General features: G+C 64.5%; 25 protein-coding genes. 12 read left to right on the forward strand and 13 right to left on the reverse strand.

Going from position 1 to position 26,147, the window contains the following annotated elements:
* Window positions 1-9 precede the first annotated feature (9 nt).
* From AAFG16_RS26920 to AAFG16_RS26950, 7 genes are read left to right on the forward strand one after another with little or no spacing between them, the layout of a single operon-like run.
* On the forward strand, window positions 10-1,716 hold the full coding sequence (locus AAFG16_RS26920) for an arylsulfatase (RefSeq protein WP_342730149.1): 1,707 nt from the start codon (window positions 10-12) through the stop codon (window positions 1,714-1,716).
* A gap of 2 nt (window positions 1,717-1,718) precedes the next feature.
* Window positions 1,719-1,949 carry a hypothetical protein gene (locus tag AAFG16_RS26925; RefSeq protein ID WP_283079391.1) on the forward strand — a complete coding sequence of 77 codons (231 nt, stop codon included), beginning with the start codon at window positions 1,719-1,721 and terminating at the stop codon, window positions 1,947-1,949.
* Window positions 1,950-1,961: 12 nt separating this feature from the next.
* A complete protein-coding gene (locus AAFG16_RS26930) occupies window positions 1,962-2,981 on the forward strand; it encodes a DUF1214 domain-containing protein (RefSeq protein ID WP_342730152.1) in 1,020 nt (339 codons plus the stop codon).
* 22 nt (window positions 2,982-3,003) lie between these two features.
* The gene (locus AAFG16_RS26935; protein WP_342730154.1) at window positions 3,004-4,437 is read left to right on the forward strand and encodes a DUF1254 domain-containing protein; all 1,434 of its coding nucleotides are present in this window, start codon (window positions 3,004-3,006) and stop codon (window positions 4,435-4,437) included.
* A gap of 60 nt (window positions 4,438-4,497) precedes the next feature.
* Complete coding sequence (locus AAFG16_RS26940; protein ID WP_342730156.1) at window positions 4,498-5,514, forward strand: transporter; 1,017 nt, start codon at window positions 4,498-4,500, stop codon at window positions 5,512-5,514.
* A gap of 21 nt (window positions 5,515-5,535) precedes the next feature.
* The gene (locus tag AAFG16_RS26945) at window positions 5,536-7,632 is read left to right on the forward strand and encodes an adenylate/guanylate cyclase domain-containing protein (protein ID WP_342730158.1); all 2,097 of its coding nucleotides are present in this window, start codon (window positions 5,536-5,538) and stop codon (window positions 7,630-7,632) included.
* Window positions 7,629-8,636: an ABC transporter substrate-binding protein gene (locus AAFG16_RS26950; protein WP_342730160.1), complete on the forward strand. Its 1,008-nt coding sequence runs from the start codon at window positions 7,629-7,631 to the stop codon at window positions 8,634-8,636. The genes AAFG16_RS26945 and AAFG16_RS26950 overlap by 4 nt, the downstream gene beginning before the upstream one ends.
* Here AAFG16_RS26950 and AAFG16_RS26955 read toward each other — a convergent pair.
* The 7 genes from AAFG16_RS26955 to AAFG16_RS26985 form a co-directional block, all read right to left on the reverse strand.
* Window positions 8,615-9,670: a L,D-transpeptidase family protein gene (locus AAFG16_RS26955; RefSeq protein WP_342730162.1), complete on the reverse strand. Its 1,056-nt coding sequence runs from the start codon at window positions 9,668-9,670 to the stop codon at window positions 8,615-8,617. The two genes, AAFG16_RS26950 and AAFG16_RS26955, sit on opposite strands and share 22 nt — an antisense overlap.
* 110 nt (window positions 9,671-9,780) lie before the next feature.
* Window positions 9,781-10,779, reverse strand: coding sequence for a 4-hydroxythreonine-4-phosphate dehydrogenase PdxA (locus AAFG16_RS26960; protein WP_342730164.1), 999 nt, complete (start codon window positions 10,777-10,779; stop codon window positions 9,781-9,783).
* Entirely contained in the window at window positions 10,776-12,311 is a 1,536-nt protein-coding gene (locus tag AAFG16_RS26965) for a tripartite tricarboxylate transporter permease (RefSeq protein ID WP_342730166.1), read from the reverse strand. Before AAFG16_RS26965 ends, AAFG16_RS26960 begins: the two co-directional genes overlap by 4 nt.
* An 11-nt stretch (window positions 12,312-12,322) precedes the next feature.
* Window positions 12,323-12,805 carry a tripartite tricarboxylate transporter TctB family protein gene (locus AAFG16_RS26970; RefSeq protein ID WP_283079400.1) on the reverse strand — a complete coding sequence of 161 codons (483 nt, stop codon included), beginning with the start codon at window positions 12,803-12,805 and terminating at the stop codon, window positions 12,323-12,325.
* Between the two features lie 17 nt (window positions 12,806-12,822).
* Window positions 12,823-13,815, reverse strand: a complete 993-nt coding sequence (locus AAFG16_RS26975; protein WP_342730168.1) for a tripartite tricarboxylate transporter substrate-binding protein — start codon at window positions 13,813-13,815, stop codon at window positions 12,823-12,825.
* A 51-nt stretch (window positions 13,816-13,866) separates the two neighbouring features.
* Window positions 13,867-15,120, reverse strand: coding sequence for a CoA transferase (locus AAFG16_RS26980; RefSeq protein WP_342730170.1), 1,254 nt, complete (start codon window positions 15,118-15,120; stop codon window positions 13,867-13,869).
* Window positions 15,121-15,128: 8 nt separating this feature from the next.
* On the reverse strand, window positions 15,129-15,923 hold the full coding sequence (locus AAFG16_RS26985) for an enoyl-CoA hydratase/isomerase family protein (RefSeq protein WP_342730172.1): 795 nt from the start codon (window positions 15,921-15,923) through the stop codon (window positions 15,129-15,131).
* A 118-nt stretch (window positions 15,924-16,041) separates the two neighbouring features.
* On the opposite strand from AAFG16_RS26985, the gene AAFG16_RS26990 reads away from it, so the two are divergent.
* Window positions 16,042-16,707 carry a GntR family transcriptional regulator gene (locus AAFG16_RS26990; RefSeq protein WP_342730174.1) on the forward strand — a complete coding sequence of 222 codons (666 nt, stop codon included), beginning with the start codon at window positions 16,042-16,044 and terminating at the stop codon, window positions 16,705-16,707.
* A 12-nt stretch (window positions 16,708-16,719) separates the two neighbouring features.
* Here AAFG16_RS26990 and AAFG16_RS26995 read toward each other — a convergent pair whose 3' ends face one another.
* Entirely contained in the window at window positions 16,720-17,478 is a 759-nt protein-coding gene (locus AAFG16_RS26995; RefSeq protein WP_342730176.1) for a sulfite exporter TauE/SafE family protein, read from the reverse strand.
* 648 nt (window positions 17,479-18,126) lie between these two features.
* Here AAFG16_RS26995 and AAFG16_RS27000 point away from each other — a divergent pair.
* The 3 genes from AAFG16_RS27000 to AAFG16_RS27010 all read left to right on the forward strand — a co-directional run bounded on the left by AAFG16_RS27000 (window position 18,127) and on the right by AAFG16_RS27010 (window position 20,187).
* On the forward strand, window positions 18,127-18,870 hold the full coding sequence (locus AAFG16_RS27000) for an SDR family oxidoreductase (protein WP_342730178.1): 744 nt from the start codon (window positions 18,127-18,129) through the stop codon (window positions 18,868-18,870).
* Window positions 18,871-18,916: 46 nt separating this feature from the next.
* On the forward strand, window positions 18,917-19,333 hold the full coding sequence (locus AAFG16_RS27005; RefSeq protein ID WP_342730180.1) for a cupin domain-containing protein: 417 nt from the start codon (window positions 18,917-18,919) through the stop codon (window positions 19,331-19,333).
* Between the two features lie 167 nt (window positions 19,334-19,500).
* Entirely contained in the window at window positions 19,501-20,187 is a 687-nt protein-coding gene (locus AAFG16_RS27010) for an alpha/beta hydrolase (RefSeq protein WP_342730182.1), read from the forward strand.
* A gap of 129 nt (window positions 20,188-20,316) precedes the next feature.
* Here the strand turns inward: AAFG16_RS27010 and AAFG16_RS27015 are convergent, their stop codons facing one another.
* Window positions 20,317-21,243 carry a LysR family transcriptional regulator gene (locus tag AAFG16_RS27015; RefSeq protein WP_283079409.1) on the reverse strand — a complete coding sequence of 309 codons (927 nt, stop codon included), beginning with the start codon at window positions 21,241-21,243 and terminating at the stop codon, window positions 20,317-20,319.
* An 88-nt stretch (window positions 21,244-21,331) separates the two neighbouring features.
* Here AAFG16_RS27015 and AAFG16_RS27020 point away from each other — a divergent pair, with 88 nt between their 5' ends.
* Window positions 21,332-22,207 (forward strand): hypothetical protein, encoded by an 876-nt coding sequence (locus AAFG16_RS27020; protein ID WP_342730184.1) that lies wholly within the window; start codon window positions 21,332-21,334, stop codon window positions 22,205-22,207.
* 101 nt (window positions 22,208-22,308) lie between these two features.
* Here AAFG16_RS27020 and AAFG16_RS27025 read toward each other — a convergent pair whose 3' ends face one another.
* The 4 genes from AAFG16_RS27025 to AAFG16_RS27040 all read right to left on the reverse strand — a co-directional run bounded on the left by AAFG16_RS27025 (window position 22,309) and on the right by AAFG16_RS27040 (window position 26,146).
* Window positions 22,309-22,809, reverse strand: a complete 501-nt coding sequence (locus AAFG16_RS27025) for a hypothetical protein (protein ID WP_342730186.1) — start codon at window positions 22,807-22,809, stop codon at window positions 22,309-22,311.
* Between the two features lie 81 nt (window positions 22,810-22,890).
* A complete protein-coding gene (locus AAFG16_RS27030; RefSeq protein ID WP_342730188.1) occupies window positions 22,891-23,610 on the reverse strand; it encodes a haloacid dehalogenase type II in 720 nt (239 codons plus the stop codon).
* 136 nt (window positions 23,611-23,746) lie between these two features.
* Complete coding sequence (gene glpX / locus AAFG16_RS27035; RefSeq protein WP_283079413.1) at window positions 23,747-24,748, reverse strand: class II fructose-bisphosphatase; 1,002 nt, start codon at window positions 24,746-24,748, stop codon at window positions 23,747-23,749.
* Window positions 24,749-24,829: 81 nt separating this feature from the next.
* Complete coding sequence (locus AAFG16_RS27040; RefSeq protein WP_283079414.1) at window positions 24,830-26,146, reverse strand: homoserine dehydrogenase; 1,317 nt, start codon at window positions 26,144-26,146, stop codon at window positions 24,830-24,832.
* Between the last annotated feature and the right edge of the window lies 1 nt (window position 26,147).

Below are 26,147 nucleotides of genomic sequence, written 5' to 3' on the forward strand. Positions count from 1 at the left end.
GAGTATCGCATGAGCAGCGAGTCGAAGAACAAGAACAACCAGTCCCGTCAACCGATCGATCGCAGACATCTGCTGCTTGGAACATCCTCCATCGTCGCCGCCGCGGCCCTGACGTCCGAGGCCATGGCGCAGGCCCAGAAAGCAGCCCCTGCCCCCGCCCCGTCGCCGACGTCGTCCGGCCGCAAGCCGAACATCCTCGTGATCTTCGGCGACGACATCGGCCAGACCAATATCTCCGCCTATTCCTTCGGCGTGATGGGATATCGCACCCCGAACATCGATCGCATTGCCAAAGAAGGCATGATGTTCACCGACTATTATGCAGAGCAGAGCTGCACCGCCGGGCGATCCTCGTTCATCACCGGCCAGTGCACGCTACGGACGGGATTGTCGAAGGTCGGCATTCCCGGTGCCGCCGTCGGCCTCCAGTCACGCGACGTGACGATCGCCGAATTGCTCAAACCGCTTGGCTATGCAACCGGCCAGTTCGGCAAGAACCATCTCGGCGATCGCAACGAATACCTGCCGACCGTTCACGGTTTCGACGAGTTCTTTGGCAATCTGTATCATCTCAACGCCGAGGAGGATCCGGAGAACCGGTTCTATCCGCGCGACCCCGGCTTCCTGGAGAAATTCGGACCACGCGGCGTCCTGCGCTGCAAGGCCAGCGATCGCGACGATCCGACCGAGCACCCGCGCTTCGGACGGGTCGGCAAGCAGACCATCGAGGATACCGGGTCCCTAAACAAGAAGCGGATGGAGACGATCGACGACGAGACCTCGGCTGCGGCGATCGATTTCATCAAGCGGCAGGTGCAGGCCAACACGCCGTTCTTCTGCTGGTTCAACTCCACCCGCATGCATTTCCGCACGCATGTCCGGCCCGAGCATCGCGACAAGCCTGGGCTGACGTCCCGGACCGAATATGCGGACGGTATGATCGAGCACGATGCGACGATCGGAACGATCCTGAAGGCGCTCGACGATCTCGGCATCGCCAATGACACCATCCTGATCTACACGACCGACAACGGACCGCACCAGAATTCCTGGCCCGATGCGGGCACGACCCCGTTCCGCAGCGAGAAGAACACCAATTGGGAAGGCGCATTCCGCGTTCCCTGCATGATCCGATGGCCTGGCCGCGTCGCAGCCGGCTCTGTCTCGAACGAGCTCGTCAGCGGTCTTGACTGGATGCCGACGCTGCTCGCCGCCGCAGGAGATGCCGACGTCAAGCAGAAGCTCCTGAACGGTTATCAGATCGGCGGCAAGACCTTCAAGGTCCATCTCGATGGCTACGACCAGCTTGCCTATCTCACGGGACAGCAGCCCAACGGCGCGCGCAAGGAGTTCGTCTATTTCAACGACGACGGCGATGTCGTTGCGGCGCGTATCGAGAATTGGAAGATCGTGTTCGAGGAGCAGCGTGCAAACGGAACGCTGCGCATCTGGGCCGAGCCGTTCACGAAGCTTCGCGTCCCGAAATTCTTCAACCTGCGCTCGGATCCCTATGAGCGCGCCGACGTCACGTCCAATGTCTACTACGACTGGCTCATGTCGGACGCGGCGGGCGTCATGATCGCGGGGCCAACGATCCTGTCGCAGTTCCTGCTGACATTCAAAGCGTACCCGCCGAGCCAGCGGCCATCGAGCTTCAGCATCGACCAGATGGTCGAGAAGATGCAGCAGAGTTTTGACGCGGTGCAGAGTAACTGACGGTGGCGCCAGGGCAGACGCAGACGTCGCGCACGGCCGTCATGCCGAAGGCGATCGAGGCCGTGCCGTTCGCCGTTCGCGTCAGGCTCGACAACGCGGAGTTCGTCAGGCGACTGCCGACCGGCAGCGCCGGAACGGCGGCGATCTACACCGACCACGTCAGGCCGACCCACATCGTCCACCGCCTGCGCCTGCGGCAGGTCGCGATCCTGAACTACGTCAATCCGTTCTAGCTGAGAGGACACATGAAAAGAACAGTGCTGACGGTCCCGTTCCTTCTCTTCATGTCGAGCGCGCAAGCGCAGTCGCCGGTCCCGGTGACCGTCGATAATTTCGGGCGTGCGGAGTCCGACCTCTACTTCGGTAACGGGGTCAAGGAGGCCGGCGGGATCGGCAAGCTGTTTCACCACCGCGAGCCCATGGCGATGGACAAGCAGGGCGTTATCCGCTCGAACCGCGATACGCTGTATTCGCTGGCCGTGGTCGATCTCGATGCCGGACCGGTGACGATTACCTTGCCCGACGCTGGCAACCGGTTCCGGTCGTTGATGGTGATCAACGAGGACCACTACATCGTCGGCGACATCGAGTATCGCGCCGGCAAATACAGCTATGACCGGAACAGGGTCGGCACCCGCTATGGGCTGATCGGACTGAGGACCCTCGTCGATCCCAGTGATCCCAAGGATGTCGAGAAGGTCCGCGCCGTCCAGGACGCCGTCACGATCAGCCAGAAAGCGCCTGGCAAGTTCGAGATACCGAACTGGGATCCGGCAAGCCGGAAGAAGGTGCGCGACGCCCTCCTCGTGCTTGCCTCGACCGCAGGCGGCTTCAAGAATGCGTTTGGCGCCAAGGGACAGGTCGATCCGGTCAGGCATCTGATCGCAACCGCAGCAGGATGGGGCGGAAATCCCGACAAGGACGCAACCTATCTCAGCTTCACCCCCGAGAAGAACGACGGCAGCATGGTCTACAAATTGACCGTTCCCGGCAACGTGCCGGTCGATGGCTTCTGGTCCATCAGCCTCTACAACGCCGAGGGCTATTTCGAGAAGAACCCGTACGACGCCTACTCGCTCAACAATCTGACCGCGGCGAAATCGGCTGACGGCTCAACGACCGTCCAGTTCGGCGGCTGCGACGGCAGGATCCCGAACTGCCTGCCGACCATGAAAGGTTGGAATTACACGGTCCGGCTCTATCGGCCGCGCCCTGAAATATTGAACGGCAAGTGGAAATTCCCCGAGCCGCAGCCGGTGGGCTGAGCATGCACACAGGGAGCCTGCCATGAGGACGTTGCTTTCCGGAGTTGTTGCCATGATGCTGACGGCTACGGGGACATCCGCGCAGACCGCCTCGCTGGACGAGCTCGCCGCGCGCCAGGTCCAGCGCCGCGCCGTCGAGGCGGTTGTCTGGGGCATGCCGATCGTCAATTACGATCTCATGCTGCAGGAGATGCTGACCAAGACACCAGGCAAGGTGAACGAGGTGATCTACTGGGGCAAGCCGCTGGACTGGAAGAACCAGACGCTGACGCCCAATCCCGACACGCTCTACTTCATGGCATTTCTGAATACGAAGGACGTCGGTCCCATTGCCATCGAAATTCCGCCGGCGGGGCCCGCTGGCTCCCTCAACGCCAACATCGTCAACGCCTGGCAGCAGCCGCTGGAAGACGCAGGCCTGCTCGGCGTGGACAAGGGCGCCGGCGTCAAGCTCGTGATGCTGCCGCCCGGCTACACGGGCCAGACGCCGGCCGGATTCGAGCCGCTCCAGCCCAACACGTTCGGCAGCTACGTGCTGTTCCGCTCCAACATGAAGAGCCACGGCGATGCCGATGTCGCCAATTCCATCGCTTACGGCAAGCAGATCAAGGTTTATCCAATTTCGCAGGCATCGAATCCCCAGGCGACGGTCTTTACCGACGTCAAGGACGTCCTGTTCGACTCGACGATCCGCTACGACGACAGCTTCTTCGTCAATCTCGATCGCGCCGTGCAAAGCGAGCCATGGCTGATGCGCGACCGGGCGATGATCGATCAGCTACGCACGATCGGCATCGAGAAGGGCAAGGCGTTCGCACCGGATGCGAAGCTGAGGCAGGCGCTGAAGGATGGCATTCGCGAAGCCCACGCACTGATAGGAGCGAGATACGACGCCGGTCTGCCCGCATTTTTCGACGGCACGCACTGGACGCTCCCTGCGCATCCGGAGGTGCTGAACGCGGCCGCGGCCAATTTCGAGGAGCCGAATGCCTATCCGGTCGACTGGCGGGGTCTCGCCTACACCTATGCCTATGTCGGCATCAAGCGACTCGGCGCCGGCCAGTTCTACCTGATCAACATCAAGGATAGGGATGGCCAGAGCTACGACGGCGGAACGACGTATCGCCTCCACGTTCCGCCGAACGTACCAGTGGACCAGTATTGGTCACTGACGGCCTATGACCGCGATACGCACGCGCTGATCAAGAATGTCGACCGTGCCAGTCGGGCTTCGAACAACGCCGACGTGAAGAAGAATGCCGACGGCTCGGTCGATGTCTACCTTGGACCCAAGCCGCCCACAGGCCAGGAGGCGAACTGGATCCCGACCGATCCCGCCCGCAAATTCGAAATGATGTTCCGCCTCTATGGGCCGAAGCAGGAGCTGTTCGCAAAGAGCTGGAAGCTGCCTGATGTCGAGCCTCTCGCCACGACGGTCGGCGGCGCGACGAAGTAGCGGGAGCCGCGTTTGGGAAGCCCGGCCTGGTGGGTGCAACGACAAGAACGAGAAAACGACATGACGGGACACATGCGAAGCGCCGCGCTGGCATCTGCGTTGATGGTGACGGCCTTCCCCCCTCAACCCGCCCTCGCCGCTGCCGGCGGCGTCAGCTTCTGGCTTCCAGGCATCTTCGGCAGCTTTGCAGCCGTGCCGGTGACGCCGGGATGGGCCTATTCGACGATCTACATTCATCTCAGCGACAAGGCCGGGACCGGGCAGAACTTCGTCACCAGCGGCGGCATCCCGGGATCGGTGACTGCCGGCCTCAATGCACATGCCGACGTGCTCGCGATGGGTATCACCTACACCTCGCCGACGCCGGTGCTGGGCGGCCAGGCCGGATTCAGCGTGCTCACCGCGCCCGGCAATATCGGGGCCGGCATCGACGCGACGCTGACCGGCCCGCGCGGCAACACCATCTCGGGCAGCGCCACGGACAATCGCACCACGCTGACCGACGTGTTCTACCAGGGCACGCTGAAATGGAACCAGGGCGTCCACAACGAGCTGATCTACATCACCGGCAACATCCCGAGCGGCACCTACGATTCCAGCCGGCTCGCGAATCTGAGCTTCGGCTTTCCCGCGATCGATGCGGGCGCCGGCTACACCTATCTCGATCCGAAGACCGGACACGAATTCTCCGTCGTCGGCGGCCTCACCTACAGTTTCATGAACGGCGCGCTGCAGTACCAGAACGGCATCGACTTCCATCTCGACTGGGCCGCCTCGCAGTTCGTCAGCAAGAACGTCCATGTCGGTCTCGCCGGCTATTACTTCCAGCAGATCACCGATGACAGCGGCCCCGGCGCCAAGCTCGGCGGATTCAGAGGCATGTCGGTCGGCATCGGCCCGCAGATCGGCTTCATGATCCCGATGTCCGACGACTATCAGGGCTATCTCAACATCCGCGGCTACAAGGACCTCGAGACCGAGAACCGGCCGAACAGCTGGTCGACCTGGGTCACCTTCTCGGTCTCGCCGGCAGCGCCCGCAGCGGCCGCGACGAAGCCGATCGTTCGAAAATACTGACGGAGGCGTCACGCAGCTCCGATGACGGGAGAGACGACAAAGCGGCAGTTTCGCATCGGCTTCCAGACATCGATCATCACGGTGTTCGTGGGCGTGGTGCTGCTTGTGGGTCTGACGCTGGTCTATCTCAGCTTCGCGCGCGTGACATCGATCACGCGGACCGCTGCCTCCGGCTTCATCGAGAAGGTGGCGCAGCTCGGCGCCGACCACGTCGACGAGCAGTTCCAGAATGTCCGCGACAATCTCGACATCCTGTCCGGCCTGCCGGCGATCCAGGAGGCCGACATCGCGGACAATTCGCGGCTGTACAGCCTGATGGCGGCGATGCTGCGCAACAACCCGCAGCTCTTCAATCTCTATGTCGGCTATGAAGACGGCTCGTTCATCGAGATGGACGTGATCGACCGCGCCAAGCCGGCGTTCAGGTCGGGCCTGAAGGTCGATGAGGATGCGAAGTTCCGGCTGGTCGTCATCTCGCGCACGGCCGGCAGCGCGCCGGTCACGCAATATCTGTCCGAAAATCTCATCGAGGTCGCGGAGGTCCCCGGCCCCACCGGCTACGACCCGCGGCAGCGGCCCTGGTATGTCGAGGCGTTCAGGACCGACAAGACACTGCTGACGGGGCCTTACGTCTTCTACGCCACCGGCGAGCCCGGCTACACGCTGCGGACGCCGCTGAAGGAAGGCCGCCGCGGCGTCGTCGCCGGCGACGTGCTGCTGAACCGGTTCGAGGACATGCTGGCGGAGCAGAAGCTCGGCCAATCCGGGCTCGCCTTCCTCTTCAACGATGCCGAGCGCATCGTCGGCCATCCCGAGATGAGCCGCCTGATGGCGGAAATCCCGGAGCGGCAGGACGACCTGCCGCAGATCGGCGGGCTCAAGATGCCGGCGCTGGTGCCGATCATCCGGTCCTGGCGCAACGGCGGGCCGGCCCAGCAGTTCTTCGCGGATGGCGCGGGCCGGACCTATATCGCTGCGGTTCACCGGCTCGATACGACCGGCTCCGCCAATGTCCGGCTCGCGATGTTCGCGCCACTCGATGAATTCTACGCCCGGATCATCGATGAGCGGCGCACGCTGTTCGCGCTGGCGCTGGCCTTCGTCGGCGCCACGCTTCCGTTCGCGTTCTGGCTGGGGTCGCTGATGGCGCAGCCGCTGCGCAAGCTGGTCGAGGAGACCGATGCGATCCAGCGTTTCGACATCGCGGAACGGCCGCGCATCCATTCCGCCATCGGCGAGATCGAGGAGCTCGGCCGCTCGGTCTTCACCATGCGCAGCGTGGTCCGCAGCTTTGCGAGCTTCATCCCGCGCCCGATCGTGCGGCAGCTGATCGAGACCGGCTCGTCACTCCGCCTCGGCGGCTCCCGGCGCGAGGTCACGGTGCTGTTCACCGATGTCGCCGACTTCACCGCCAAGACCGAACGCGCCGACCCGTCGCAGGTGATGATCTACACCTCGCGCTATTTCGCGGCGCTGTCGGACGAGATCATGCGGCACCAGGGCACGGTCGACAAATATATCGGCGATGCCGTGATGGCGTTCTGGAATGCACCCGCGGATGACCCTGATCATACCGCCAACGCGTGCCGCGCGGTTCTCGCATGTCTCGCCGCGAACGAGGCCCTCAACAAAGACTTCCGGCGCGACGGCTGGCCGCCCTATGACACGCGCTTCGGCCTACATGTCGGCGACGCCGTGGTCGGCAATATCGGCTCGAGCGACCGGATGAACTACACCGCGCTCGGCGCCACCGTGAACCTGGCATCGCGGCTGGAAGGCCTCAACAAGAGCTACGGCACACGCGTGCTCGTTAGCGCAGCGGTGCGCGCCCGAGCCGGGCACGCGTTCCTGTTCCGCAGCGTCGACAACATCACCCCGAAGGGGTTTGCCGAGCCGATCGAGGTCAGCGAGCTGCGCGGCGAGCTGGCGCAGGCCGGCGAGGCCGAGATCGCGATGTGCCGGCGCTGGGACGAGATCTTTGCGTTGATCGCCCAGGATGGTTCCGCCGAGACGGCCCGGGTCCGGCTCTCCGGATTCTTGCACGACCATCCCAAGGATTCCGTCGCACTGCTTCATGCCCAGCGATTGCGGTCCTCGGCCCAGGGGGCGGCGGCATGAGCATTCGCGCCCCCAGTCGCCGGCAATTGCTGCGCCGGGGCGCGGCGCTGGCGGCCGCGTCGGTCGTGCTCGCGGCACCGGCCATTGCGCAGGCCCGCACCAAACTCCGGCTCGGCTATCTCCACGTAGTCGCGGTGGACGGTCACATCTGGACCGGGCTCGATCGCGGCGCGTTCGACCGCGAAGGCATCGATTTCGAGCTGCACGAGTTCAACACCGGCCCCGAGGTCTTCGAGGCGATGACGCGCGGAGAGCTCGACGTCGTCTCGGCCGGCGGTGTCATCTCCAATTATCTGGCGCTCGGCCGCGGCCGGGGTTTTCTCATCAACGACATCGAGGTTGCGACCGCGCAACTCTGGGTTCGGCCGTCGCTCGGGGTGACCAGGCTCGCCGATCTCAGGGGCAAGCGGATCGCGACGACCAAGAAGACCACGGCGCACATCTTCCTCGACCGGGCGCTGCGCGCCAACGGCATCAATCCGTCCGAGGTGGAGATCGTCAACTCGAGCATGCCGGATGCGGTCAAGGCATTCATCGCCGGCGAAGTGCCGGCCGTCGCGCTCTGGGTGCCGTTCAACGTCGCCGTGCGCGAGGCGCTGCCAGACGCGGTCAAGCTGGTGGATGCCTCTGCCTTCTATCCGCAATCGGCCGTGCTCGGCGGCTGGGCGACGCGGACGGATTATTACGCCGAAAACAAGGGGGTTCTGAGCCGGATCATCCGTGGCTGGTTCGATGCGAACGACCACATGGTGCGCAACCCGGCCGCGGCGGCCGAGGCGCTCCAGGCGCACTACGGGCGGTCGCGTCCCGCCGACATCGTCGAGGCCTTCAAGGCGCAAAAACTCTATTCCGCGCGTGAATGGCGCCGGCTCTACGCGGACGGCACCGTCGCAAAATGGTTGCAGCAGGTCAGCGACTTCTTCATGACGGACGCCGGCGTCACCAATGCCCTGCGCGCGACCGATTATTTCGATACGCAGCTCTACCTGGCAGCCGTCGGATAGCGATCGTCCACGAACACGACCGGCGTTCCTTTCGCGACACGGCCCGCAACGCGCTCGGCGTCCCAATTGGTGAGACGCACGCAGCCGTGGGATTCGGCCTTGGAGATCTTGTCCGGCGACGGCGTGCCGTGAATGCCGTAACCCTCGGCGGAGAGGTTGATCCAGACCGTGCCGACCGGGTTGTTCGGACCGGGCTTGATGGTGAAGGGCTTGCGGGAATGGACGCCCTTGAAGCGGTAGGCGGGATTGTAGCGATAGAACGGATTCTTGCTGACTTCCGTCACCTTGAGCGTACCTGAAGGCGACGGCTTCTCCTCGCTCCCGACGGTTGCCGGATAGAACCCGATCAGCGCATTCGACTTGTCGAACAGCTTGACGGTCTGCCTGACCTTGTCGATCTCGACCCTGTCGGCTTTGGCAGGTGCCTCCTCGCCTGCGCTCGCTGTGTCGACGACGACGATGGTGTCGCCGGCACGATCGAACTGGCGCCCGGGATTGAGCGCGGCCAGGAGCCGCTCGCTCATGTGGAACTTCTCGGCCAGGGCTTCGCGCGGACTGGTGTAGCCAAGCTTCGGAATGTCCTTCATGTCCTCCATCTTCGACGGCAGCTTGTTCAGGAACGGTCCCGCCACGTCCTGCCCGGTGATGGTGTAGGTCAGCGTCACCGGCCGGTCGTCCGCCCGCAGTGCCTTCCAGACATCCTCGGTCGGGGTGTCCGTACTCGGCAGTTGCCGGGCTTCGGCATAGGCCCGCAGCGCCTTCTTCGCGTTCTCGCCGAACCTGCCGTCGATCTCGCCTGGCGAGAAATGGGCCCTGTCGAGCAGGACCTGCAGACGCACGCCGGCCGGCGTCGGCTTCTCGTTCGAGAGAGTCTTCTTCGAGGGCTCGGCAGAATCGATGGCAGCGGGGTTGATCTCGGCCGCGAATGCGGGCGCTGCGCTCAGCGCAAGAGCCAGAACAAGGCAGATTTCGCGGGCGCGCCCAATCGACCACGCGCTATTCACCGTCCTCCGTCGCACGCCGTCGTCGCCCATGTGCCAGCTCCGGGATGGAGACATTCACCGAAATGGCAACTCGGCGCGAGGGCAGAAGTTTCCAGTTCTTCCCGGAAGACGACTGGCGCAGCACCTTGATCGGGCGCCACTCAGGATGAGGTCGCCATCTCGGCCGCGAGCAGCAATGCGGCGCGGCTCGCGCCGATCGAGGCGATGCCCTGGCCTGCGATGTCGTAGGCGGTGCCGTGCGCGGGCGTGCAGATCGGGAACGGGAAGCCGCCGAGCAAGGTCACGCCGCGATCGAACCCCATCAGCTTCATCGCGATCTGGCCCTGGTCGTGATACATCGTCAGCACCGCGTCGAACACGCCGGCCTTGGCGCGCAGGAACACGGTATCGGCCGGAAACGGCCCCTCCGCGGCAATGCCCTCGGTCTGCCCCGCCGCGACCACGGGCGCGATCACGTCGATCTCCTCGCGGCCGAAATTACCGCCGTCGCCGGCATGCGGATTGAGACCGGCGACTGCAATGCGCGGCCGCGCAAAACCGGCATTGCGCATGCAGGCATCGGTCAGCTTGAGCGCGCGGTGGATGCGCTCGCCGGACAGCTTTGCAGCGACGTCCTTCAGCGGAATGTGGGAGGTGACGCGCGCGTTCCAGAGCCGGTCCAGCACGTTGAATTCGCTTGCGGGTGTCTTGAGCCCGACGACTTCCGCGGAAAACGCGATCTCGTCGTCATACTCGGCGCGGGCAAGCCGCATCGCCTGCTTGTTGAACGGCGTGAAGCAGACCGCATCGACGCGGCCGTCGCGGCCAAGCTCGAGCGCGTGGCGATAATTGGCCAGCGCGAACTTGCCGCCGGCAAGGGTCGCGGTCTTCGGCTCGACATCCCGGGGATCGAGGTGGCGGAGATCGACGAACAGCGCATCGCCCTGGGTCGCGCGAAAATCAGCGCCCTGCTCCGCCATGGTCAGCTCCGGCATGACGCCAGCGACGCGCGCGCCCTCGTCGAAGATGCGGCGGTCGCCGATCACGACGAGGCGGCAGCGGGCGCGGATGTCGTCCTGCGCCACGAGCTTTGCGGTCAGCTCCGGGCTGATGCCGGCGGGATCTCCCATTGCCAGTGCAATGAGCGGCTTTGCGGTCATATGATTACCTTCTCTGGGGCTCTCTCTTGGGTCGACGGCGCAGGCTTGCGAAAGAGGCGCACGAGCTGCAAGGCGAGCGGAAGCAGCAGCAGCGCGATGCCACCCACGATCAGGCAGGTCACCAGCTTGTTGGCGAAGAAGATCCCGAGCGAGCCCTTCGACATCAGCATCGACTGCCGGAACGCATCCTCGGCCTTGTCGCCGATGACGATCGCGAGCACCAGCGGCGCCAAGGGATAGAACAGCTTCTTGAAGAGATAGCCGACGATGCCGAAGCCGAGCATCATGACCACGTCGAGATAGGAGTTCGACACCGAATAGGCGCCGACGACGCAGATGATGACGATCAGCGGTGCGATCACCACGAACGGAATTCGCATCAAGGCGGCGAACACCGGCACGGTCAGCAGCACCAGCGCGACGGCGACGATGTTGCCGACATACATCGAGGCGATCAAGCCCCAGACGAAATCTTTCTGGTCCACGAACAGCATCGGCCCGGGATTGAGGCCCCAGATCATCAGTCCGCCCATCATCACGGCCGCGGTCGCCGAGCCGGGAATGCCGAGCGAGAGCATCGGCAGCAGCGCGCTGGTGCCGGCGGCGTGATCGGCCGTCTCCGGCGAGATGATGCCTTCGACCTCGCCCGTGCCGAAATAGCGGCCGCGGCGCGAGAAGCGACGGGCGATGCCGTAGCTCATGAAGGAGGCCGCGGTCGGACCGCCCGGCGTGATCCCCATCCAGCAGCCGATCGCGGCGCTGCGCAGCAGCGCAACGCTGTGCCGCGGCAGGCGGCCGACCGAGCGAAACACCTCGCGCCAGTCGATCTTCGAGGAGACCGCGCGGGTGTGAAACTCCTCCTCGACCGCGACCAAGAGCTCGCCGATGCCGAACAGGCCCATGACAGCAACGACGAAGTTCACGCCCTTCACGAGCTCGTCCACGCCCATGGTGAGGCGGACGCTGCCGGAGACGGTGTCGATGCCGATGGCCGCGATGGCAAAGCCGATGGCCAGCGCCACGACGGTCTTGATTGGCGCCGCGCCACCCATGCCGACGAAGCTGGCGAAGGCCAGGAAGTAGACTGCGAAATATTCCGGCGGCCCGAAGGCGAGCGCGACCTGCGCTACCCAGGACGCGAGGAAGGTGATCAGGATGACGCCGATCAGCGCGCCGAACGCGGCCGAACCGAAGGCGGTCGCGAGTGCCGTCGTCGGCCGGCCGTCGCGCGCCATCGGGTAACCGTCGAAGGTGGTGGCGACGGAGGACGGCTCGCCCGGGATGTTGAACAGGATCGAGGTCACGGAGCCCCCGAACAGCGCGCCCCAATACATGCTGGAGAGCAGGATGATCGCCGAGACAGGCTGCATGCCGAAGGTGAGCGGCAAGAGCAACGACACGCCGTTCGGAGCACCCAGCCCCGGAAGAACGCCGACGAGAATCCCGAGCAGCACGCCGACCGCCATCAAGGCCAGATGCGGCACTGTGACTGCGATGGTGAAGCCGTGGAGGAGTTCCTGGAGATTGTCCATCCGCCTCTCCGTCAGAAGCCGAACGCGGCGGCAAGCGCGCCGTGCGGCAGGCTGACCTGGAACATGCGCTCGAATACGACGTAAAGGGCGAGCGCCGTGGCCGCCGCCATGGCGAGCGCGCGCGGCACGGACTGGTGTTTTGGGATCGCCAGCACGGCGAAGACGTAACCCGCCGAGGCGAGGTACATGCCGAGCAGCGGGATCGCGGCGACGAAGATCGCGGCCGGCACGAACAGGCCGGCGAGCCGGCGCAGCTCGATCGGCGTGATCGCGATCGGCACGTTTGCCAGCGACGCAGCCGGCAGCACGCCCCGCACCAGATTGTAGAGGCTTCCAGCGAGGATGATGATGCCGGTCAGGAACGGGAACGTGCCGGCGTCCACGCCTGAGCTCGACCAGCCGATGCCGTTGTCGAGGCTGGAGACGACGACGGCGACACCGAAGCTGCCGGTGAGAGCGGCGGTCGCAAGCTCAAGCGCGCGGCGCGAGATCATGGGCGGGACCTTCCGCTTTACTTCACCAGCCAGCCCTGCTCGCCGGCGACCTGTTTGACGTGCTCAAGGTCCTGCTTGATGAACTTGTCGAAATCGGCGCCGGTCAGGAACGTGTCCACCTGCGAGGTCTTCTCGATGTAGTCCTTCCATTCCGGCGTCGCCTGCACCTTCTTCATGAGGTCGACATAGTACGCGGCCTGGTCCGGCGTGATCTTGCCAGGCAGCCACACGGTGCGCGGCTGCTCATATTGCTTGATGTCGAGGCCCTGCTCGACGCAGGTCGGAACGTCGCTCCAGCCTTCGCTCGCGGTGACCTTCGGCCCCTGCGGCAGGCGCTTCGGGCTGAACACGCACAGCGGGCGCTGCGTGCCGCCGCGCCATTGTCCGACGCTTTCGCTCGGGTTGTTGACGTGGGAGTCGAGGTGTCCGCCAGCGAGCTGCACGGCGGTCTCGGCACCGCTCTTGAAGGGGATGTAGGTCAGCTTGACCTTGCCGGCCTTCTCGATCATGCGCGTCAGCACCTCGTCGGTGTCTTTGGACTGGGCACCACCCATCTTGAATTCGCCTGACGCGGCCGCCTTGAGGTAGTCGCCCGCATTCTTGTAGGGCGCGTCCTGCTTGACCCAGAGCAGGAACTCGTCCTGCGCCATCGCCGCGATCGGAGTGAGATCGGTGTAGTTGAAGGCGACCTTGGAGACGAGCGGCTGCTGCCAGGCGTTCGAAGTGCCGAAGATCACCTTGTAGGGATCGCCGGCGGAGGCCTTGCCGTAGACATAGCCTTCGGCCCCGCTGCCGCCGCCCTTGTTGACGACGACGATGGGCTGCTCCGTCAGCTTGTACTTGGTAATGATGTTCTGCACCGCGCGGGCGAGATTGTCGGTGCCGCCGCCGGGGCCGGCGGTGGCGACGAACTCGATCGGCTTCTGCGGCTGCCAGGCGCTAAGCGCCGGCATAGTGCCGGCAAGGACGGCGGCAGCCGTAGACAGCAGAAGTGTTGACGTCCGACCCATGGTTTCCTCCAGATTCTTTTGTTTTGTTTGATCTGTCGTATCGACGTCCGGTCAGGCGACGCGTTCCTCGCGCCTCCCTGATGCCAGAACGATCGCGCCTTCTTTTTCGAGCGCTTCAATCTGTTTTGTGTCGAACCCGTATTCAGCCAGCACATCGCGCGTATGCTCACCATAGACCGGCGCGCCCGACATCACTTTGCCTGGGGTCTCCGAAAACTTCACGGGAAGACCGATCGTCTTGACGGGGCCCAGCGTGGAGTGCTCGACCTCGACCACCATCTCGCGCGCCAGCGTCTGCGGATCGCTGAGCGCCTCCAGCATGTCGTGCACGGGGCCGCAGGGCACGCCTTTCTCGTCCAGCGCGGCCAGCCAATGCGCCCGCGATTTGGTGCGGAAGCGCTCGCTGAGGACGGCTTCGAGCTCCTTCAAATTCGCCATACGGTCGGAACCGTTGACGAAGCGCGGATCGGCGGCGAGCTCGCTCGCGCCGAGCGCTTCCAGCATCAGCAGCCAGTGCTTCTTGTTGGCGCCACCGACCACGAGCCAGCCGTCGGAGGCTTCGAAGGCCTGATACGGCGCGTTGAGCGGATGGGCCGAGCCCATCGCGCGCGGCGCGGTGCCGGCGGCGAGCGCGATGGTCGACTGCCAATAGGTCTGCACCAGTGCAGCCTCGTAGAGCGAAGTCTCAACCCACTGCCCTTCGCCGGTCTTGAGCCGATGCGTATAGGCGGCGAGGATACCCATGCTCGCGAGCAGGCCGGCAGTGATGTCGGAGAGCGGCGGGCCGCATTTGACGGGCGGTCCATCCGGGCGTTCGCCGGTAAAGCTCATGATGCCGCTCATGGCCTGCGCGACGAGGTCAAAGCCGCGCCGATGCTTGTAGGGACCGGTGCGGCCAAAACCCGATAGAGAGCAATAGATCAGCGAGGGATGCTGCCTGTGCAGATCCTCGTAGCCGAAGCCGAGGCGCTCCATCGCGCCGGGCGCAAAATTCTCGACCAGCACGTCGGCAGTTGCGATCAGCCGCCGCAGCACCGCTTTGCCGCCGTCGGTCTTGAGGTCCAGCACGATGCCGCGCTTGTTGCGGTTCATCATCAGGAAGGAGGCCGCCTCGTCGCCGATCTTCGGCGGCACCGAATGACGGGTGTCGTCGCCATTCGGCGATTTCTCGATCTTGATGACGTCGGCGCCCATGTCGGCGAGCATCAGGGTGCAGGTCGGCCCCGCCATGACGTGGGTGAGATCGATGACCTTGAGGCCGGCGAGCGGCCCGGAACGGCGGGCGGTGGATTGCGAGCTTTGCATCGGGCGTCCTATTGGCCGCGCCATTGCGGCGCGCGCTTGTTGAGGAAAGCATCGAGCCCTTCGCGAAAGTCCTGACTCGTGTAGCACATCAGGATGAGGTCTTCGCCCTCGTCCCGCGTCAGCCGCTTCTGCAGGCGGGCGACCGCCTGCTTGGTCGCAGTGAGCGTCAGCGGCGCGTGGCTGGCGAGCAGCCGGGCCACCTCGTCGGCGCGCCTGTCGAGCGCCGCGATGTCCTCGACGACCTCGCCGAGCAAGCCGACGCTCGCAGCCTCCGCGGCGTCGACGAGACGCGCGGTGAAGATCAGATCCTTGACGCGGGCGGCGCCAATCAGCGCGGTGAGACGGCTGACATTGGACATCGACAGGCAATTGCCGAGCGTTCGGGCGATCGGAAATCCGATCTTGGTGCTTCTCGTCCCAATGCGCAGGTCGCAGGCGGCGGCAATGCCCGCGCCACCGCCGGTGCAGAACCCGTTGATCGCGGCGATGGTCGGCACGCGGCACTGCTCGAGCGTGGTGAGCACCCGGTCGATCCGGTGCTCGTAGTCGATCGCGTCCTGCGGCGTCTTGAATTCGCGGAACTGGTTGATGTCCGTGCCCGAGGCAAAAGCCTTGTCGCCGGCGCCGCGCAGCACCAGCACCTTGATGGCGCGATCGTCGTTGGCCTCATCGCAGATCGCCGCAAGGCGCTCGTACATGGCGAAGGTGAAGGCATTGCGGGCCTGCGGACGGTTGAAGGTGATCCGCCCGATGCCGTCCTTGCATTCAAAAACGAGGTCGTTTGCCTCAACTGCCTGGTCCATTTCCTCATGTCCCCTTGTTTTTTACATTTTTGAATGCAAAATTCGCGATTATCAAGCTGGAACTTCCAGATTTCGACGTATAATTGCATTTTTGCATTCAAACCGGAGAGCAGGTCCTATGCTGCATGAGGAGGTCGTCGGCCGCATCCGCGCCATCCTGCTCGATGGCGAGATCCCGCCGGGCGCGCGGATTCCCGAGCGCGAGCTGTGCGAGCGGCTCCAGATCTCGCGCACGCCGCTGCGCGAAGCGCTCAAGGTGCTCGCTGCCGAGGGGCTGGTGCAGCTGCTGCCGCATCGCGGCTCGCGCGCGGCAAAGCTGACCGACAAGGACATGCGCGACCTGTTCGAGGTCTGCCAGGGCCTGGAGGCGCTCGCCGGCGAGCTTGCCTGCGAGCGCATCAGCGAGGCCGGGATCGAGGAGATCGCCGCCGCGCATGAGGAGATGGTGCGGCATTATCGCGAGGGCGATCTGATCCAGTACTATCGCGGCAACCGGGCCATTCACGAGGCCATCGTCAACGCGGCGGAAAATCCCGCGCTTGCGGCGGTCTATGCCTCCGTGACCGCGCGCATCCGCCGCGCACGCTACGTCACGCCGATGACGCCGCAGCGCTGGGCGCTCGCGGTGAAGGAGCACGAAGCGATCCTGAACGCGTTGCAGCGGCGCGACGGCGCCGGGCTCTCCCACATCCTGCGTGCGCATCTGCGCCACAAGCGCGAGGAGGTGTTGGAGGCGGGCTTTGCCGAAACCGACACAAGCGAGCCCGCGCTGAAGATCGCGTGAGCCGCCTCCTCCTCAGGCGAGATAGCCGGAGACGCCGTCCCACAACAGCTTGAGCGCAGTGACCACGAGCAGACCGTAGCAAGCGCGAAAAATCTGCTGCTGATCGAGCTTTCCGTGCAGGCGCCAGCCGAGCCAGACACCGGCGGGAATGGCGAACAGGCAGATCGCCATCACGATCCAGACGTTGCCACTGGGGCGCACCAGCAGCAGCCACGGCACTGCCTTGGTGGCGTTGCCGACGGTGAAGAACAGGCTCGTTGTCCCCGCATAGACCTCCTTGCTGAGGCCGAGCGGCAGCAGATACATCGCCAGCGGCGGTCCGCCTGAATGCGCCACCATGGTGGTGACTCCAGAGGCAAGGCCGGCGGCGACCGCCTTCGGCTTCGAGCGCGGGCGGATGATCACCTTTGGATCGCTGAAGAACCACAGCCCGACGAAGACCAGGGTGACGAGCGCCATCACAATGGCGACGGCGCGATGGTCGAGCACGCGGAACAGGCCATAGCCGAGACCGACGCCGAGCAGCAGCCCGGGCAGCAGCAACGCGAGGTCCGGCTTCGACCAAGTCGAGGGCTTCCAGTAGCGCAGCGCGAACAGATCCATCGCGATGAACAAAGGCGCGAGCAGGCCGCCGGCGGTCACCGGGTCCATTACGAAGGACAACAGGGGAATGCCGACGATGGAGAAGCCGCCGCCGAACGCACCCTTCATGAAGCAGATCAGGAACACGCCCGCGAAGGCGATCAGGATGGTGGTGACCGTCAATTCCATATCGGCATCTCCGACCCGATCTGGCTTACCCCACCTCCGATTTCTCTATGAAGCCCGCCGGCGCGAGGCGTCCTCACTCCGGAAAAACAGGCCGGGCAGCGCCGAGGGCAAGCCAAACACCAATCCGAGGAATCCGAGAAACAGGTCGAGATAACTAACGGTCATTTTCGTGAGCTCCGTAGTCCCGGGCGAACCCGGTGCAATGTACTGATTGCTCTGAACTATTAGCGGATACATATCTCAGTACAATAAGAACATTGTACTCGGTGCAATTCAGTCGGGGGCTTTGACTAAACGGCGACTCTTCCGAAGCGAAAGGGAAATGACGTTCCGGCTTTCGATCTCTTGGACTCGAACGCTTGTTCGAGAACGCTTCTGCCGATGGTCCCGAGGTGGTTCGATGAAGACGGATCGTGGACATCGCCGCTCCCGGAATTCAGTTCGAGATCGCGTTCGGAAATGCGGATGATCAGACGATCGGCCGGTCCGGCTGAAAAACGGTCTGGAGCATTTTTGTGCAAGTCTGGCCCGTTCCAGGCAAGAGCTCCGGCCGCATCAGGCGTAAGGTACCCCTCGCATCATTTGCTTGAGAGCGTCAGGCCAACTGACCTGATCCTCTCGCACGCACGAATGCCGAGGAGACATGCCATGAAGATCGTCGTGATCGGTGGGACCGGATTGATCGGATCCAAGCTCGTGGCGAAGCTCAAGCAGAAGGGCCATGAGGCCGTCGCGGCCTCGCCGAAATCGGGCGTGAACGCCGTCACCGGAGAAGGTCTCGCCGCAGTGCTGGCGGGCGCGGACGTCGTCGTTGATGTCGCCAATGCGCCGTCCTGGGAGCCTGCCGCCGTGCTCGAATTCTTCGAGCGATCGAGCAAGAACCTCGGGACGACAGAGGCCGCAGCGGGCGTCAAGCATCACGTCGCGCTGTCGATCGTCGGCACCGATCGCTCGCCCGACATCGCCTATTTCCGCGCCAAGCTCGCGCAGGAGAAGATCGTCAAGGCATCCCCGGTGCCCTACTCGATCGTGCGCGCCACCCAGTTCTTCGAATTCCTCGGCGCCATCGCGGAGTCGGGCGCGGCCGACGGGCGGGTCGTCGTCCCATCGGCGTCGTTTCAGCCGATCGCATCCGACGACGTGGCCGCTGCCCTCGCCGAGGTCGCAACGGGCCGGCCGCTGAACGGCACGATCGATATCGCAGGACCCGAAAAGGCGCCATTCAACGAGTTCGTTGCGCGCCGTCTGAAAGCGGCCGGCGACAGCCGTCCGGTGGTGGGAGATGCCAAGGCGCCGTATTACGGCTCGCCCATCGAGGACACCTCGCTGGTGCCGCTCGGCGAGGTGCGGCTTGGGAAGATACCGCTCGCAACCTGGCTCGCGACGGCTTGAGCACTCGCGATCCCGGCGTCACGGCAATCACAATGAAGGACATCCCATGCGCAGATGGCTGATCGCAGCCGCGGTTTATGCCGCGACTTTCATGGCGGCCCATGCAGCGGAGACGGCAGCGTCGCCGGCGAAGATCACGGTCGTTTTCGACCAGACGCTGCCCAACGTCCCGGGCAAGAGCATGAAGGGCGTGCTGGTCGAATATGGTCCCGGCGGCTCCTCGCCGGCCCACATGCACCCGCGCTCCGCGTTCATCTATGCCACGGTACTGGAAGGCGCGATCCGCAGCCAGGTCAATGACGGCCCCGCCAAGGTCTATCGCCAGGGCGAGAATTTTTCCGAACGGCCCGGCGACCGTCATGCCATCAGCGCCAATGCCAGTGATAGCGAGCCCGCGAAGCTGCTCGCGGTGTTCGTGGTGGATACGGCCGACACGGAACTGGTGATGCCGATCGCGAAGTAGAGCGCGGGCCGAGGGCCGGCACGCCTGCTCGGCCCGCAATTTCGCATTCGCCCGATTATCCTTAGCCCCCTCTGTCGGCTGAATTGATGGCGCGTTAGCGTGAAGCTCCCCTGCTCCACGCGTCACGCGCACATGCGCTCGCCCTCAAGCAGCCAACGGAGATCATCATGACCAAACCCGGCATCGTCTTCGCACACGGCCTCTGGGCTGACGGATCGTGCTTCGGCAAGCTGATCCCGACATTGCAGGCCGAAGGTCATGAGGTCATGGCGAGCCAGCACGGCCTCGATTCACTCGCGACCGACGTCGCCGCGGTGACGGCATGTCTTGGCCGCGTTGCCGGACCAGTCGTCCTCGTCGGCCACTCCTATGGCGGCACGCTGATCACGCACGCCGGAACCGATCCGCGGGTGGCTGCGCTGGTCTACATCGCGGCGCTCGCTCCCGATGCCGACGAAACCTCGCAGAGCCAGCTTGCAAAATTTCCGACGACTGAAGTGTTCAGCCATCTCGATGCGCCGCAGGGGCGCATCTGGCTCAAGCCAAGCGGCGTCAAGTATTTTGCCGGAGACCTGCCCGAGGCCGAGCAGAAGCTGGTGTACGCGACGCAGGGCGCGCCGGTGGCAGACCTCTTCAACCAGAAGGTCGACGGCACGGCGTGGAAATCCAAGCCGAGCTGGTATGTCCTCGCGACCCAGGACCAGACGGTTCACCCGGAGCTGCAGCGCTCCGTCTCGAAGCGCATGAACGCCACCGTCACCGAAGTCGCCTCGTCCCACGTCCCCATGCTGTCGAAGCCGGATGTCGTCCTGGACGTGATCCGCAAGGCCGTGAGCGCGGTCTCCAAAAGCTGATATCAAAAGCTGATATCGGCGCATCTGGCTCGCTATCGACTCCAGACGGGGCATGCGCCGTCCGCGGTTTGGCAGCGTGACACCGGCGCGATCCTGAACCGCGACTGCATCGGCCTCTCTTCTCTCCCGTCAGGCGCGACCACCGAACAGGTCGAGCGTGATCGACCGTAGCCAGCGGTGGGCGGGATCGCGATGGTAGCGCTCGTGCCAATATTGCGCGATCTCGATCCGCGGTAGCGCAATCGGCGTCCTGAACACGGTCATTCCGAGCGGCTCGGCGACGATGGCGGCGAGGTTGGCCGGCAAGGTCGCGACCCCATCGGTCTGCGAGGCCACGATCGCGCCCGCGATGAAGCTCGGCACCTGCAACAGGATATTCGTGTGCGCGATCGCGCGCGTTAGCACGCGCTGCGTCTCGAGATGGGCGGCATGCCCGGTCTCGGACGCCGTGATCACGATATGCTTCTCGTCGAGAAATCCCCGCCGCGTGCGCGCCTCTGCCGGCCTTGGATGGCCTCGCCTCACGACGCTTGCGTAGCCGTCCGAATAGAGCCGCTGCGAGCGAAGATGCCCCGCCGCGCGCGGCAAGGCGCCGAGTGCAAGGTCAGCCTCCCCCGCCTCCAGCTTGAGCGCGAAGTGCCGGGAATCGAGCGGCATTGCGCGGAGCTGAACCCGCGGTGCGAGTTCGGAGAGGCGCGCGACCAAAGGCGGCAGGAACCGTACCATGCCGACGTCGGTCAAAAGCAGGCTGAAAGTCTTCTCGGATTTCCCGGGATCGAACGGCAGCCGCTCCTGCCATAACCGGTCGGCCATCTCGAGCAGGGCGCGGACCTGGGCGGCCATCTCGACGGCGCGTGTCGTCGGCTGCACGCCGCTGCCACGTCGCACGAACAGCGGATCGTCGAAGCGCAGCCGTAATCTCGCCAGGAGTTTGCTGATCGCCGGCTGCGTGGTCTCGAGGCTCACGGCCGCGCGCGTGATGCTGCCCTCGCGGATCAATGCATCGAGCACGCGCAAGTCGCGGAAGTCGATCCCGGAAGATTCCATTTTTGACATATGAAACATTCCCTCGTGGCCATGGATCGAGCTTCGCCGTTTGCTATCCTGCAGTCAATCGAACGGCCGCGCGAACATGGAGGACGCCATGACCAAATTCGTGATCGAGTCACATTTTCGCCTGCAGGAATGGGTCGCCGAGGAGAAAGGCTATTTACGCGACGAAGGGCTCGACTACGAATTTCGCGAGCTGATCCGCTCGACCGAGGGCCGGCACCACAACAAGGTCAATGAAGGCGCCTTCCAGAGCATCGAGAAGGGGCGCAAGGCCGACGTCAGCTGCGCCTGCCACTGGACCGTCAATGTCGCGGCCTCGAACGGCCACGCCAAGCTCTACGCCGACGTCTACTCGGTCGCGCCTTCGGGAATCTTCGTTCCGGCCGATTCAAGGATCCGCACACCATCGGATCTCGCCGGCGTGCCGATCTCGGTCGGCTTCCAGTCAGGCAGCCATTATTCGACGATCCAGGCGCTCGAACCGTATCTCGCGCCCGGCGAGATCAATCTGACCTTCGAGGATGGCATGCTGTTCCGCCGCATGGAGCTGTTGTTCGAGGGCAAGAGCGAGGCGGCCGCGCTGTTCAACGGCCCCTATTACTTTGCCGAGCAGCTCGGCTATCGCAAGATCATCGACACGACGTTCATGATCGCGTCCATGATCAACGGCGATCCGGCGCCCGACGACATCAAGCGCTATTTCCGCGCCCTGAAGAAGGCCCAGCGCGACATCGACCTTCGTCCGGAACTCTACACCCGCTACTACAAGAACGAATTTCCGGAGCGCTTTCACGCAGCCATGGACACCAGACGCTGGGGGCCGGGCGAGCGGATCGTGTTCGAGCCCTATTCTCGCGAGATCTACGAGCAGTCGTTCGACTGGATCGCGAAGCACGGCATCTTCAAGGACGGCACGATGGGCGATGGCACTTACGACAAGGCCACGGTCGCGTTCGGGAGAATTTGAGCGCCGGCGCCGGAGCGCCTCAGGCGAGATCGCCGGACAGCGTTGTCACGACCAGCGGCCGCACGTGAGTGCTCGTCGCTCGGCGAGGATGATCGCGCTGTTCATTGCCGATCGCCAAGGAAGCGCGCGATCGGCCGCAAGGCGTCAATGGCTGGAACGGTCTCGCAAGCCTGGAGGGCCGGGCACCATGGATAGGGCAAAGCCGCCAGCCACCGCATGATGGGCTCGGAGTCCTCGGACGGAAGCACGCACATCACCTCGATGTCGATCGCGAGCCTCTTCACGCGCCCGTCGTCGGAGGCAAATTGCCAGTCATAATGTCCGCATCCGACGCGGACGGCGCCGCCCTGCCGCGCCGACATCCCGACCAGCCAGTCGCAACGGAACTGCGGCAGGAGGCCCGCATCGGGATGGGAGAGGCAGAATGTGCGCACATTCTCGTACTGGTCACTGAAGCCGGTGACCAGTACCTGGGTGATTTGCGCGAGCCCCTGGGCCGAACTCGGAAATGAGATGGCGTCGGTCTTGACTGCCATTTCGAGCTCGCAGTCGTCCACGAAAGCGCGCGTCATCAATTCAGGACGGTTGCCGTCCTTCGCCACGATATACGTGCTGATCGCATCGGCAGCGTCGATGGCCGTAACTCGGCTCATTTGGTCGCCCTCAACACGCTCAGGCCGCCTCTAGCACCCCAGCCTATCGGCGATCCCGCCAAAATCCCTGGCGACAATGTCCCACTTGCCGGTGGCTTCGAAATCGACCTTCTGAAGCGGGCCATACTCGGTCGGCCGCGCCACGAAGGCGGTCTTCAAGCCGTGCTTCTGCGCAGCCGCGAGATCGCCGTTGTGAGCGGCGACCATCATCACCTCCTCCGGCTTGAGGCAGAGCAGCTTTGCAGCGCCGAGATAGGTCTCGGGATCTGGCTTGTAGTGCTCGAACAGCTCGGCCGACATGATGAGGTCCCACGGCAGACCGGCGTACTTCGCCATGTTGGTGAGCAGCGCGACGTTGCCGTTCGACAACGGCGAGATCACGAACTTGGTCTTGAGACGGGCCAGGCCGGCGACGCTGTCGGGCCAGGGATTGAGGCGATGCCAGCCCCTGGTGAGATAGTCGAGATCGGCGTCGGTGAGACCCTTGATCCCGAACTGCTCGACCAGGTTTTCCAGCGAACGGCGATGCAGATCATCGAGCATGACATAGCCGCGCTCGGGATGTTTGCGCACGTCGTCCATCGACGCCATGTACATGCCGCGCCAGCCGTCGACCAGAGCGGTCCAGTCGGCGCTGATGCCGCGGCCCTTCGCCCACCACATGAAATCGGTGATGAGGCTGGTGCGCCAGTCCACGACCGTGCCGAACACGTCGAAGACCAGGGCTTTGACGGCGGTGAGATCGGACATGTGCGCTTCCTCCACATTCGTCATTCCGGGATGGCCCGCAGGGCCAGGCCCGGAATCCATAACTCCGACTTGTGGTTATGGATTCCGGGCTCTCGCTTCGCGAGCTCCGGAATGACGGCAGTTGTTACTGCATTGCTTAGTCCAAATGGAACTTCGCGAGTTCGCGGTGCTCGGCCTTGATGTAGCGCACGGTGCCGGTGACGGAGCGCATCACGACCGTCTCGGTCTCGATCACGCCGTCCTTGCGGAATTTCACCCCTGACAGCAGCGAGCCCGTGGTGACGCCGGTGGCGGCGAACAGGCAGTCGCCGCGCGCCATGTCCTCGATGCCGTAGATCATCTTGGGATCGTTGACGCCCATCTTGGCGGCGCGCTCGCGCTTCTCGTCGGAATCAAGGATCAGGCGGCACTGCATCTGGCCGCCGATGCAGCGCAGCGCCACCGCCGCGAGCACGCCTTCCGGCGCACCGCCGGTGCCGAGATACATGTCGACGCCGGTGTTATCGGGGTCGGCGCAGTGGATCACGCCGGCGACGTCGCCGTCGGTGATCAGGCGCACGGCAGCGCCGGTCGAACGCACGCTCGAGATGATGTCGGCATGGCGCGGACGGTCGAGCACGAGAACGGTGATGCCTTCCGGCTTGACGCCCTTGGCCTTGGCGAGACGGAGCACATTGTCGGCAGGGCTCGCATCGAGATCGACGACGCCCTTGTCGTATCCCGGACCGATCGCGAGCTTCTGCATGTAGACGTCGGGGGCGTGCAGCAGCGTGCCACCGTCGGCCATCGCCATGGTGGCGATCGAGCCCGGCATGTTCTTGGCGCACAGCGTGGTGCCTTCGAGCGGATCGACCGCGATATCGACTTCGGGGCCGGCCTTGAGGCCGACCTGCTCGCCGATGTAGAGCATCGGCGCCTCGTCGCGCTCACCCTCGCCGATCACGATGGTGCCCTGGATCGGCAGCTTGTTGAGCTCGCGCCGCATCGCGTCCACCGCGGCCTGGTCGGCCGCCTTTTCGTTGCCGTGGCCACGCAACCGGGCCGACGACACCGCCGCCCGCTCCGTCACGCGCACGATCTCCAGCGTAAGAATGCGCTCGAGCAATGCGTGCGGAGGGACTTCAATATGGGTCGACATCGGCTAACTCCTTCGAAACAGTTTTGGACAGGACGCCCTATCCGCATCAACTCGTAACACCCACAGTTCGTTCGAACGGTGTCAGTTCTTCTCAATCCTGATGACCTGCGGCCGTCCGCTGATCACCTTGTCCTTCTGCACGGCGGCGAGCGCGCGGCGCACCGCGTCCTCATGCGTGGCATAGGTGATCAGGATGACGGGCACGGGGACCGCCTTGCCGTCGCTCGGCGCAGCGCCGCCATTGGGATGGCGCTGCACGATCGACTCGATCGAAATCTTCTGCTCTGCGAGCCGGGTCGCGATCGCAGCCGCAGTCCCCGGGAAATCGCGCGCGAGAAGGCGGATGTAATAGCCGCCCTCGTGGCGCTCCATCGGCGCCTTCTTGGTGTCGTGGAGCTGCGCGATCGGCCGGCCGAACGGATTGGCGCGGATGCCGCGCGCGACATCGGCGATGTCGGCGACCACGGCGGATGCGGTGGCCGCGCCGCCAGCACCCGGGCCGACCAGCGTGATCGGGGGAATGCCCTCGCCATCGATCGTGACCGCATTGGTGACACCCATCACCTGCGCGATCGAGGAGGACTTTGGAACCATGGTCGGATGCACGCGCTGCTCGATGCCCTTGGCAGTGCGAACCGCAACGCCGAGCAGCTTGACGCGGTAGCCGAGATCAGCGGCGGCGCGAAGATCTTCCGGCGCGATGGAGGAGATGCCTTCGACATACACCGCGCTTTGAGCAACTTTCGTGCCGAAAGCGAGGCTGGCGAGAATGGCGAGCTTCTGCGCGGTATCATGGCCGTCGACGTCGAAGGACGGATCGGCCTCGGCATAGCCGAGCCGCTGCGCGTCCTTCAGGCACTCGGCGAAGGACAGGCCTTCCTGCTCCATCCGGGTCAGGATGTAATTGCAGGTGCCGTTGAGGATGCCGTAGACGCGGTTGATGCCGGTTCCGGCAAGACCTTCGCGCAGCGTCTTGATGACAGGGATCGCAGCGCCGACCGCTGCCTCGAAATTCAGCGCACCGCCGTGCGTTTCAGCGGCTTTCGCCAGCTTGATGCCGTGCTTGGCGAGCAGCGCCTTGTTGGCGGTGACGACCGACTTGCCGGCACTCAGCGCGGCCTCGACCGCGGACAGCGCGGGATCGCCGGCGCCGCCCATCAGCTCGACGAAGCAGTCGACCTCGGGATGGGTGGCGAGCGCCATCGGATCCTTGGCCCATTCGACGCCGCGCAGATCGACGCCGCGCTTCTTCGCCTTCGAGCGCGCGGTGACGGCGACGACGCGAATGCCGCGGCCGCTGCGGCCCGTGAGCACGCGCGCTTGCGTTTCGATCAAACGGACAACTTCGGCGCCCACGGTGCCGAGCCCCGCTATGCCCACTTTCAGGGGTGCAACCATG

It is taken from the genome of Bradyrhizobium sp. B117, from assembly GCF_038969555.1.
Taxonomy (GTDB): domain Bacteria; phylum Pseudomonadota; class Alphaproteobacteria; order Rhizobiales; family Xanthobacteraceae; genus Bradyrhizobium.